The following is an 11,619-nucleotide window of genomic DNA, read 5'->3' on the forward strand; positions in this document are numbered from 1 at the left end:
AGGAGACATAGTGGCGAGTCAGGGTCAGCGTTTCCGGCGCAAGGCGCTCCGCCGGGGATACAAGGTCGACGAGGTGGATGCCTTCCTCGACCGGGTCGAGGCGACGCTCGACGGCCGGCAGGTGGGTGCGCCGGTGGCCTCCCAAGAGGTCCACGACGTCGTCTTCCGGGTCCGGTTCAACGGCTACGACGAGTGGCAGGTCGACCTGCACCTGGACCGGGTCGAGCGACAGCTGGCCGAGCTGGAGGAGCGCACGAGCGCCGGGCGCGGCGGCGACCCTCGGATGGGTGACCGGTTGGGCCCTCCGGATCGGATGGGCCCGCCGCTGCGCGACGACCGTGGGGGCATGGTTCCGCAGCCGATGCCGCCCCGGCCGATGCCCGCGCAGGCCGGTCCGCCGGCCGACCGCTACGGCCGGTACGACGAGCCCACCGGCGCCTTCGCCGGCGGGTACGACGCCCCCCGCGGCGGCTACGACGCGCAGCGCGGCCCCGGCGGCCCCGGCCCGATGGGGCCTGGTGGTCCGATGGGTGGCCACGGCGTCCCGCCGCGCGGTCTGCCCGCCGGTCCGGGGGCCTACGGTCCGCCGGACGAGCAGCGCATGCCCGGCGGCTACGGTCCGCCCGACGACCAGCGTGGGCCCGGTGGCTACGGCCCGCCCGACGACCAGCGTGGGCCCGGTGGCTACGGCCCGCCCGACGACCAGCGTGGGCCCGGTGGCGGCTATCCGCCGGAGGAGCCCCGCTTCGACGGCTTCGAGGCCGGTCGGCACGGTCGCGCCGACATGACCGCCGAGATCCGGATGCCCGAACGGGAGCTGCGCGACATGCGCCGTGGCCCGGCCGGCCCGCCCCCGATGCCGCAGCAGGGCCTCGGTGGCCCGCCGATGGCGGGTCCGCCCGCCGTGGCCGGCCCGCCGATGGGTGGCCCGCCGATGGCCGGGCCTCCGATGGGTGGCCCGCCGATGGCCGGCCCGCCCGGAAGCGACCTGTACCGGGTCGACCAGATCCGCCGCAGCTTCCAGGTGCGCCGTTTCGGCAGCGGGTACGACCCGGACCAGGTGGACCGGTTCTTCGAGACCCTGCTCGGCGGCATGCAGCGCCGCAACCCGATGCCGGTCGACCCGAAGGATCTTGACACGCTCCGGTTCGGCCTGGTGCCCGGCGGCTACTTCGAGGCCGAGGTCGACGCCGCGCTCAAGGACGTGCAGGACATCCTCTTCGGGCGCTGACCCCGACCACGTACGCGAACGAGGGCCCGTCCCCCGGGTGGGGGCGGGCCCTCGTACGTCGACCGGGTTGTCCGGCGAGGTCAGGAACGCAGACCGTTGCGCCGCAGCACAGCGTCGCCGATCACGATGACCAGCAGCAGCGCGGCCAGGCCGACCAGCCAGATGTCCTCGACCCTGCCCTCGTGGTTGCCGCAGAACGCCATGACGACCAGCGCCAGCGCGGACAGCACGGCGCCGATGCGCCCCGACTTGCGGTGCCCGGGCTTGTGCTGGTCCGGCGACGTTACCGGCTCGCTTCCTGCCACTGTCGGTCCTTCCCTCGCGATCGGATCTTTGGTTAGTCTGGCACGCCTCCCGCACGGGGCGGCGCGGTGGGGGTTTCCCCGCCTTCTGGCCCTGCCCGCCCAGGCCGGACGGCACTACGGGCGTCGCGGGGTGGCGGTCAGACTCCCTCCGGTAGCGTTTGGCGTACACCTGATTGTCTGTTTGAGGGGGACTGTGCGGTGCGAGTGACCGGAACCGGGCACGCCAGCATGCGGATCGACACGGCCGCGGGCAGCATCCTGTGCGACCCGTGGGTCAACCCGGCCTACTTCGCCTCGTGGTTTCCCTTCCCGGACAATTCCCTGCTCGACTGGGAGACGCTGGGCCAGGTCGACTACCTGTACGTCTCCCATCTGCACCGGGACCACTTCGACGCGAAGCACCTGCGGGACTTCGTCTCGAAGGACGCCACCGTCCTGCTCCCCGAGTTCCCCACCTCGGAGATGGAGGACGAGTTCCGGGCGCTGGGCTTCACGAAGTTCCTCAAGGCGCCCAACGAGCAGGTCGTGGAGCTGGACGGCGGCCTGAAGATCATGATCCAGGCGCTGACCAGCCCCACCGACGGCCCGATCGGTGACTCCTCGCTCTGGGTCGAGTACGACGGTGTGCGGCTGCTCAACCAGAACGACGCCCGCCCCACCGACCTGAGCGTCTTCGCCGAGCTGGGGCACGTGCACGCGCACCTGCTCCAGTTCTCCGGGGCGATCTGGTACCCGATGGTCTACGAGCTGCCGCAGGCGGCGAAGACCGCGTTCGGCAAGCAGAAGCGCGACCGGCAGTTCGACCGGACGTGGCGCTACATCGACGACCTGAAGGCCGACCACGTCTTCCCGATCGCCGGCCCGCCGTGCTTCCTCGACGACGCGCTGTGGCAGTTCAACGACATCCACGGCGACGAGGGCAACATCTTCCCGGACCAGTCGGTCTTCCTGAGCGAGTACGCGAAGGTCGGCGGCACCAACGGCATCGTGCTGCTGCCGGGCAGCGTCGCCGAGGTCACCACCGAGGGCGCGAGCACCACCCACCCGGTGCCGGTGGAGGAGTTCTTCGCGGACAAGGTCGCCCACCTGGAGGAGATGCGCGAGCGCAAGCGCCCGATCATCGAGGCGGAGAAGGCGTCCTGGCGGCACCCCGAGGTGGACGTGCTCGGCGAGATGAAGCGCCGCATCGAGCCGCTGCTCGACGAATCGATCTACCTGGCCAAGGGGGTCGGCGGCCCGGTCCGCTTCGACCTGGTGGGCACCGACGACTCGGGCGGGGAGACCATTGAATCCATCGTGGTGGACTTCCCGGGCAAGGAGGTCCGGCCGTACGCGGACGAGAAGGTCCGCTACCGCTTCCGGACCGACCGGTCGCTGATCGAGCACCTGCTCTTCATCGACGAGGTGGACTGGGTCAACTCGCTCTTCCTGTCCTGCCGGTTCTCGGCGGCCCGGATCGGCCAGTACAACGAGTTCGTCTACGCGTTCTTCAAGTGCCTCTCCGAGGAGCGCCTCCAGTACGCCGAGGGTTGGTACGACGAGCACGAGCGCAGCACCGACGCCGAGGACATCACGCTGGGCGACTGGGTGGTGCAGCGGCGCTGCCCGCACCTGAAGGCGGACCTGACCCGGTTCGGCATCGTCGAGGGTGACCAGCTGACCTGCCAGCTGCACGGTTGGCGCTTCGACCTGCCCAGCGGCCGCTGCCTGACCAGCGTCGGCCACAAGGTCCGCGCCCACCGCGTCGACGCGGAGACCCCGGCCCCGGCGGGCGAAGCCCTGAGCTGACCCCCGCCCCCGCGATCTTGCACTTCCGGCGGCAGCAAAGTTCGGCAATCGCCCCGGAACGGCGACCGGAAGCGCAAGATCGCGGGGAGGGGTGCGCGAGCGACGCACCACCGGGAGCGGGGCAGGCGTGGCGGGGGCGGACGCGCAGGAGGAGGAGTACCGGTACGAACGCGGCCGGGAGAAGGCCCGGGACGCCGCCCGGGTGGAGACGTTCAGCGACGGCGTCTTCGCGGTCGTCCTGACGGTGATGGCCGTCGAGCTGCTCCAGACCGGCCCCGCCAGGGACAGTGGACGAGAGGTTCCGGACGCCCTGGCCCACGCCTGGCCGTCCTACCTGGCGTATGTGATCACCTTCGCGCTCGCCGGGCAGGTCTGGCTCGCCCACCACAACCTGTGGCGGTACGTGGTCCGGGTCGATCAGATGCTGCTGGTCTTCAACCTCGGCGTCCTGCTCTTCATCGCCACCCTCCCGTTCACCGCCGACCTGCTGTCGGACAACCTGCGGGGTGGGGCGACCGAGCAGCGACTGACCGCCGCCCTGTACCTCGGCACCGTGCTCGGTGAGGCGATCTTCGTCAACCTGAGCTGGTGGTGGGCCCGCCGGCGCGGGCTGCTGAACCCCGACCTGGATCCCCGGCTGGCCCGGGCGATCGCACGTCGGGTGCTGCTCAAGCCCCTGCTCTACCTCGTCGCCTTCGCCGTCGTCTTCATCGACCCCATCCTGAGCCTCTGCGCGTACCTCCTGCTGGTCGGCTACTACCTGATCGGCGGCCCGGGTGACCTCCGGCCGTCCGCCGGGCCGAGCGGGGACCGGTCAGCGCCCTAGGTCGGCGAGGATGCGTCGGGCGGCGTTGTGGCCGGCGGCGCCGATGACGCTGCCCGCCGGGTGGCAGCCGGCGCTGCCCGCGTACACGCCGTCGATGCCGGTGGCGTACGGCATGCGGTCGGTGAACGAGACGGTGTTGTCGACGTGGTGGATGTGACCGCCGGTGATGCCGAAGTGCTTCTCGATGCCCGGCGGGGGCAGCGGCACCGCGTCGGCGATCAGGTCGGCGGTGCCCGGCGCGTACCGCTCGACGATCTCGACGAGCCGGTCGACGTAGCCGGGCAGCTCCGCGTCCCAGCTGGTGCCGGCCAGCTCGTAGGGGACCGACTGGACGAACAGCGCCGACGAGTGGTGCCCGGCGGCGTCGGAGAGCGACGGGTCGACTGTGGTGTGCAGGTACCACTCGATGGTCGGCTCCGCCGGCAGCCGCCCGGCCTGCACGTCCGCCCACATGTCCCGCAGCGCGGTCATCGGCGAGGTGGCGTCGCCGCCGACCAGCGACGCGGACCCGGGCAGCAGGTGGATGGTCGAGCCGAACGGGCTCGGCGTACCCGCCGGCAGGCAGGAGAACTGCGGCAGGCCGGTGAGCGCCAGGTTGAGCTTGAGGGTGGTGCCGGGGCGGCGGACCGCCGCCATCCGTTCGCCGAGTCGCGCCGGGAGCGCGCCGTCGGGCACCAGGTCCATCAGCCGGTACGGGTCACACGCGCCGAGCACCACCCGGGCGGCGACCTCTCGACCGTCGGCCAGCACGACTCCGCTGGCCGCGCCGCCGTCGAGGGTCACCGCGCGCACCGGCGTACCGGTCGCGATGGTGGCTCCGGCGGCGCGCGCGGCGTCGGCGAACGTGGCCGAGACGGTGCCCATCCCGCCCTCGGCGATCATCCAGGTGCCGCCCGAGCCGGGCAGCCGGCACATGTTGTGCACGAGGAAGTTGTGGCCGGTGCCGGGGTCGTCCGGGCCGGCGTTGAGGCCGGAGAGCCCGTCGGTGACCGCGTACATGCTGACCAGCAGTTCGGAGCGGAACTCGAACCGGGCCAGGTAGTCCGCGACCGAGCCCCGGACGAGGTCGACGAAGACCTGCCGCAGCGCCGGGCGGACGTGCCGCTCGGCGGTCTCCTCGGCGGTCAGCGGCTCGGCCAGCCAGGCCGGGGCGAGGTCCTCGCGCAGCGCGGCCAGCTCGGCCTGCATGGCGTCGTCGGCGGCCACGTCGGCGGGGGAGAAGAACTCGGCGAGCTGTGCCCGGGTGGCGGCGGTGTCGCTGCCGAAGAGCAGGTACGGTGAGCCGAGGCCGCCGGGCGTGGGCAGGAAGTAGTGCGGGTCGCGGCGCAGCACCGGGATCCGCACGTCGAGGGTGGCGAGCAGCTCCGGCGGCATGAGCCCGAGCAGGTACGACCCGGTGGAGTGGCGCAGCCCCGGCACCTTCGGGAACGGGTTCTCGGTGCGGGTGGCGCCGCCGATCACGTCGGCCGCCTCCAGCACCAGGACGTCCAGGCCGGCGCGGGCCAGCAGGATGGCGGAGACCAGACCGTTGTGCCCGGCACCGACGATCACGACGTCGGTCCGGCCGGGAAGTTCACTGCTCATGCCGCCGCAGCCTAGCCCCACCACCCCGCCGGGTCAGCCCACCCCGCGTTGCGAAGGGGTGCGTTGGGCGCGCCAGCGGGAGAGGGCCAGCGTGGCGGAATAGCCGGCCAGGACGATCACGTGGAACAGGTACAGCCACAGGAGCACGGCCACGCCGGCGCCGATCTCGTCGAAGCCGCCGAACGGCGCTCCCAGATCCAGCGGCAGGGACGCGAAGAGCACGAAGCCGTGCAGGAACCCGGAGAGGTTCGCCGCGGTGAACGACCCGACAACGAGGGTGGAGAGCCAGTCCGGCGATGCTGGCCCCACCACCCGGAACACCCACACCAGCACCGGTGTGAGCACCAGCCACACCGCCAGGAACGACAGCACCACGCCCAGAGCGCCGACCCAGCCGCCCTGGGTGACCAGGTGGGTGGTGAGCGGGAGCGCCAGCAGGATCGACAGCAGCAGCGCGGGCGCCGGTGCGAGCAACGGCAGCAGCAGCAGCCGACCTCGCCAACCGACCAGGTGCTCGTCGCTGCGCGGAGCCGCCACCGACACGAACGCCCGGCGCAGCCCCTCGCCGTACAGCGACGCGGGCAGCAGCGACGCAAGGGCCAGCACCGGGGTCAACTCCACCCCGGCGTCGACCAGCGCGGCCACCGCCCGGGGCGCGCCGATCGCCGTCGGCAGGGCCTCCACGGCGTACGACGTGAGCCGGCGTACCCGATCGGCTCCCGCGATCAGCGAGGTGAGCCAGAGGGCCAGCAGCGCCACCGGGACCACGGCGATCGCCCCGTAGAAGGTGATCGCGGCGGCGTGCAGCGACAGGTCCCGCCCGCGCACCGGACGGAACGCGGCACTGGTGATCCGCTTCGCGCGCTGCCATCCGTTGCCCACCGGGTTTTCCTTCCCTGTCCTCGGTGCGGTCACTCCTTAAGATCGCCGGTCATGACTGTTCTCACCACCGAACGTCTCATCCTGCGCGATTGGACCGACGATCCGGCCGATCTGGCCCGCATCTACGACATCTACTCCCGCAGCGAGATCACCCGCTGGCTGGGCGTGGCGCCCGGGCTGCCGCTGACCGATCCGGCGCAGGCCGCCGAGCGGTTGCGACTCTGGCGGGACCGGCACGCGGCCGACCGCGGCCGGTACGGCACGTGGGCGATCGAGGTGCGCGACAGCGGGCTGGTGGCGGGCACGGTGCTGCTCAAGCCGCTCCCGGGGCGGGACGAGACGCGCCGTACGTCAGACATCGAGGTGGGTTGGCACCTGCACCCGGATTCCTGGGGTCACGGCTACGCCACCGAGGCGGCGCGTGCCGTCGTGGCGCGGGAGTTCGCCGCCGGCACCCCGGAGATCTACGCGGTGGTGTCGCCGGGCAACGAGCCGTCGATGGCGGTCTGCCGGCGACTCGGCATGGCGCACGTGGGGCAGCGCACCGACTGGTACGGCGGAGAGCTGTTGGAGACCTTCGTCCTGGCGGCACCAGATACCTGACCGGGCAGGAAAGCCCATCAATAGTCACAGCGGTCGAAGTGTTGACGCTCCCGTAGCACGTCAGTAACCTTTGGCCAAAGTAACGCAAGAATTCGACAAAGACGTGCACGATTCCGAGCACGTATCCGGAAGATTCAACGGGTCTCCCTGGGGTCCGTTGCTGGTCGTGCCCCGCGCCGTCCGTACCACCCCCGTCTCTCTCGACGCCGGCCCGCTCTTGCGGGCCGGCGCTGCACCGCCGCACCCCCACCCCCGTGGTCACGCCGCCGCGGCAACCGTCCCCCACGACAAGGACAGTGATGAGACGAACGAATCTGTTCAGGATGGTGGCGGCCATGGCCGCGGCCACGCTGATGGCCACGGCGGGGGCGACCGCGATCGCGAGCCCGGCCGGCGCCGCCCGCCCCGCCGCCCCGGCCAGCAGCGCCTTCGCCCCGGCCGCCACCAACCTCGCCCAGGGGCGTCCCACCCAGGAGAGCGGCCACGCCGACGTCTACGACTCGTCGAAGGTCGTCGACGGCAACGCGGGCAGCTACTGGGAGAGCCTCAACAACTCGTTTCCCCAGTGGGTGCAGGTCGATCTCGGCTCGTCGCAGTCGGTCAACCAGGTCGTGCTGAAGCTGCCGACCTCCGGTTGGGCGACCCGTACGCAGACGTTGAGCGTGCAGGGCAGCGCCACCGGGTCGTCGTTCACCGACCTGGTCGGGTCGCAGACGTACACCTTCAACCCGGCGAGCGGCAGCACCGTCACGATCAACTTCAGCTCGGCCTCCACCCGCTATGTGCGGATCACCGTCACCGCCAACAGCGGCTGGCCGGCCGGGCAGCTCTCCGAGCTGGAGGTGTACGGCAGTGGCACGACCACCCCGGACACCACCGCACCGAGCGTCCCGGGCAACCTCTCGTACACCCAGTCGGGCACCACCATCACCCTCAACTGGGTCGCGTCCACCGACAACGCGGGCGGCAGCGGCATCGCCGGCTACGACATCTACCGCAACGGCGCGTTCCTCCAGTCCGTCGGCAACGTGACCACCTTTACCGACACCCAGCCGGCCACGGCGACGGTGTCGTACTACGTCCGGGCGCGCGACGCCGCCGGCAACCTCTCCGGCAACAGCAACACGGTCACCCGTACCGGCAGTGGTGACACCACCGCGCCGAGCGTCCCGGGGACGCTGTCGCAGAGCACGTCGGGCAGCACGATCACGCTCACCTGGGGCGCGTCGACCGATTCCGGTGGCAGCGGCCTGGCCGGCTACAACGTCTACCGGGGCGGCAACCTGATCGCGACGCTGAGCACCGTCCTCACCTATCAGGACACCCAGCCCGCGACGGCGACCGTGTCGTACTACGTCCGTGCCCGCGACGGCGCCGGCAACCTCTCCGGCAACAGCAACACCGTGACCCGGACCGGCAGCAACCCGCCCGCCTGCACCAACGTGGCGCAGGGCAAGAGCATGACCGCGAGCGGCTCCACCTTCAGCTTCACCCCGGACAAGGCGAACGACGGGCAGCTCAGCACCTACTGGGAGGGCGCGGCGAGCTACCCGCAGAACCTGACCGTGGCGCTGGGCGCGAACCACTCGATCTCCGGCGTCACTGCGAAGCTCAACCCCGACCCGGCCTGGGGCACCCGTACCCAGACCATCCAGGTCCTCGGCCGCGACCAGGCGTCGTCGGCGTACACCAGTTTGGTGTCGGCGGCGGCCTACCAGTTCGTCCAGGGCGCCAACGTGGTGACCATCCCGGTCACCGCGACCACGGCGGACGTGCAGTTGCGGTTCACCGGCAACACCGGCGCCCCGTCCGGCCAGGTGGCCGAGCTGGAGGTGTGCGGCACCCCGGCGCCCAACCCGGACCTGGTCGTCAGCTCGGTGACCTGGTCACCCACGTCGCCCACCGAGGCCAGCGCGGTCACCCTCTCGGCCGTCGTGCAGAACATCGGCTCAGCGTCCGCCGGCGCGACCACTGTCAACTTCAGCCTGGCCGGCGCGGTCGTCGGCAGCGCCACGGTGGGCGCGCTCGCCGCGGGCGGCTCGACCACCGTGTCGTTCAACGCCGGTACGCGGCCGATGGGCAGCTACGCCGTCTCGGCGGTGGTCGACCCGACGAACACGATCGTCGAGCAGAACAACGGCAACAACAGCCTCACGGCGGCGTCGCCGCTGGTGATCGCGCAGGCACCGGGGCCCGACCTCCAGGTGCTCAGCATCGCCTCGAACCCGCCGAACCCGGCCGTCGGGGCGTCCGTCACCTTCACCGTGGCGGTCCGCAACCGGGGCACCACCGCGACCGGCGCGACCACCGTCACCCGGCTGGTGGTGGGGAGCACCACGCTCAACACCAGCACCGCCTCGATCGCGGCTGGCGCGACGGTCACCGTGGCCGTCACCGGCAGCTGGACCGCCACCAGCGGCGGTGCCACCATCACCGCCACCGCTGACGCGACAAACGTGGTGACCGAGACCAACGAGAGCAACAACGCGTTCAGCCAGTCGATAGTGGTCGGCCGTGGGGCCGCCGTTCCGTACGTCTCCTATGAGGCCGAGGCCGGCCGTTACCAGGGCACGCTGCTGGAGACCGACCCGCTGCGCACCTTCGGGCACACCAACTTCGCCAGCGAGTCGTCCGGCCGCAAGTCGGTACGGCTCACCAGCACCGGCCAGTTCGTCGAGTTCACCTCGGCCAACCAGGCCAACTCCATCGTGGTGCGCAACTCGATCCCGGACGCGCCCGGTGGAGGGGGCATCGAGGCGGCCATCAGCCTCTACGTCAACGACGTGTTCTCCCGGAAGCTGACGTTGTCGTCGAAGCACAGCTGGCTCTACGGCAACACCGACGGGCCGGAGGCGCTGACCAACACCCCGCAGGCCGACGCCCGACGGCTCTTCGACGAGTCGAACGCCCTGCTGGCGCAGTCGTACCCGGCCGGCACCCGGTTCAAGTTGCAACGCGACTCGGGTGACACCGCCTCCTTCTACGTCATCGACATGATCGACCTGGAGCAGGTCGCCCCGCCGGCCAGCCAGCCCGCCGGCTGCACCTCGATCACCGCGTACGGCGCGGTTCCGAACGACGGGCTCGACGACACCGCCGCCATCCAGCGGGCCGTGACCGACGACCAGAACGGTGTCATCGGCTGCGTCTGGATCCCCGCCGGGCAGTGGCGGCAGGAGCAGAAGATCCTGACCGACGACCCGCAGAACCGGGGCATGTACAACCAGGTCGGCATCAGCAACGTCACGATCCGGGGCGCCGGCATGTGGCACTCGCAGCTCTACACGCTGACCGAACCGCAGAACGTGGTGGGCGGCATCAACCACCCGCACGAGGGCAACTTCGGCTTCGACATCGACAAGAACACCCAGATCTCCGACATCGCCATCTTCGGCTCGGGCCGGATCCGTGGCGGTGACGGCAACGCCGAGGGCGGCGTCGGTCTGAACGGTCGCTTCGGCACCGGCACCAAAATCAGCAACGTCTGGATCGAGCACGCCAACGTGGGTGTCTGGGTGGGCCGCGACTACGACAACATCCCTGAGCTGTGGGGCCCGGCCGACGGGCTGGAGTTCACCGGCATGCGGATCCGCGACACGTACGCCGACGGCATCAACTTCAGCAACGGCACGCGCAACTCGCGGGTGTTCAACTCGTCCTTCCGCACCACCGGCGACGACGCGCTCGCCGTCTGGGCCAACCCGTACGTCAAGGACCGTAGCGTCGACATCGCCCACGACAACCACTTCGTCAACAACACCGTCCAGCTGCCCTGGCGGGCCAACGGCATCGCCATCTACGGCGGCTACGACAACTCGATCGAGAACAACCTGATCTACGACACCGCGAACTACCCGGGCATCATGCTGGCGACCGACCACGACCCGCTGCCCTTCTCCGGAACGACGTTGATCGCCAACAACGGGCTCTACCGCACCGGCGGCGCGTTCTGGAACGAGGACCAGGAGTTCGGCGCCATCACGCTCTTCCCGGCAACCCGGGACATCGTCGGGGTCACCATCCGCGACACCGACGTCATCGACTCGACGTACGACGGCATCCAGTTCAAGAACGGCGGCGGCAACATGCCGAACGTCGCCATCACCAACGTACGGATCGACAAATCCAACAACGGCGCCGGCATCCTCGCGATGGGCGGGGCGCGCGGCAACGCCAACCTGACCAACGTGACCATCACCAACTCGGCCGACGGCAACATCGTCATCGAGCCGGGCTCACAGTTCGTCATCAACGAGGGCTAGTCCTGGTCGGGGGCCGCTCCGGTGGCCCCCGACCGTTCCACCTCTGCTTGATCAACACGGTTTCCGTGCAGTCGGGGGGGGGGGGGGGATGTGACCGGACCCCCCCCACACCCCCGAACCCGCGCCCCACGAGAACAC

At 70.8% G+C, this 11,619-nt stretch carries 8 protein-coding genes; 5 read left to right on the forward strand and 3 right to left on the reverse strand.

Going from position 1 to position 11,619, the window contains the following annotated elements; genetic code table 11:
• Positions 1–10 precede the first annotated feature (10 nt).
• Positions 11–1,231 (forward strand): DivIVA domain-containing protein, encoded by a 1,221-nt coding sequence (locus ACFYPH_RS05685; RefSeq protein ID WP_387179231.1) that lies wholly within the window; start codon positions 11–13, stop codon positions 1,229–1,231.
• An 80-nt stretch (positions 1,232–1,311) separates the two neighbouring features.
• On the opposite strand, the gene ACFYPH_RS05690 is transcribed toward ACFYPH_RS05685, so the two are convergent.
• On the reverse strand, positions 1,312–1,536 hold the full coding sequence (locus ACFYPH_RS05690) for a DUF2631 domain-containing protein (RefSeq protein WP_007456591.1): 225 nt from the start codon (positions 1,534–1,536) through the stop codon (positions 1,312–1,314).
• Between the two features lie 198 nt (positions 1,537–1,734).
• Here ACFYPH_RS05690 and ACFYPH_RS05695 point away from each other — a divergent pair, with 198 nt between their 5' ends.
• Together ACFYPH_RS05695 and ACFYPH_RS05700 are read left to right on the forward strand one after the other, a co-directional pair.
• Positions 1,735–3,324, forward strand: coding sequence for a Rieske 2Fe-2S domain-containing protein (locus tag ACFYPH_RS05695; protein ID WP_387179235.1), 1,590 nt, complete (start codon positions 1,735–1,737; stop codon positions 3,322–3,324).
• 127 nt (positions 3,325–3,451) lie between these two features.
• Positions 3,452–4,150, forward strand: coding sequence for a TMEM175 family protein (locus ACFYPH_RS05700; protein WP_354856352.1), 699 nt, complete (start codon positions 3,452–3,454; stop codon positions 4,148–4,150).
• On the opposite strand, the gene ACFYPH_RS05705 is transcribed toward ACFYPH_RS05700, so the two are convergent.
• Positions 4,139–5,734, reverse strand: coding sequence for a phytoene desaturase family protein (locus ACFYPH_RS05705; protein WP_387179238.1), 1,596 nt, complete (start codon positions 5,732–5,734; stop codon positions 4,139–4,141). The two genes, ACFYPH_RS05700 and ACFYPH_RS05705, sit on opposite strands and share 12 nt — an antisense overlap.
• Positions 5,735–5,767: 33 nt before the next feature.
• A complete protein-coding gene (locus ACFYPH_RS05710) occupies positions 5,768–6,616 on the reverse strand; it encodes a YhjD/YihY/BrkB family envelope integrity protein (RefSeq protein ID WP_354856349.1) in 849 nt (282 codons plus the stop codon).
• A gap of 51 nt (positions 6,617–6,667) precedes the next feature.
• On the opposite strand from ACFYPH_RS05710, the gene ACFYPH_RS05715 reads away from it, so the two are divergent.
• Positions 6,668–7,219, forward strand: coding sequence for a GNAT family N-acetyltransferase (locus ACFYPH_RS05715; protein ID WP_387179241.1), 552 nt, complete (start codon positions 6,668–6,670; stop codon positions 7,217–7,219).
• A gap of 299 nt (positions 7,220–7,518) precedes the next feature.
• Positions 7,519–11,481, forward strand: coding sequence for a CARDB domain-containing protein (locus tag ACFYPH_RS05720; protein WP_387179244.1), 3,963 nt, complete (start codon positions 7,519–7,521; stop codon positions 11,479–11,481).
• The last annotated feature ends 138 nt before the right edge of the window (positions 11,482–11,619 follow it).

Source organism: Micromonospora sp. NPDC005252 (genome assembly GCF_042872475.1).
Classification (GTDB): domain Bacteria; phylum Actinomycetota; class Actinomycetes; order Mycobacteriales; family Micromonosporaceae; genus Micromonospora.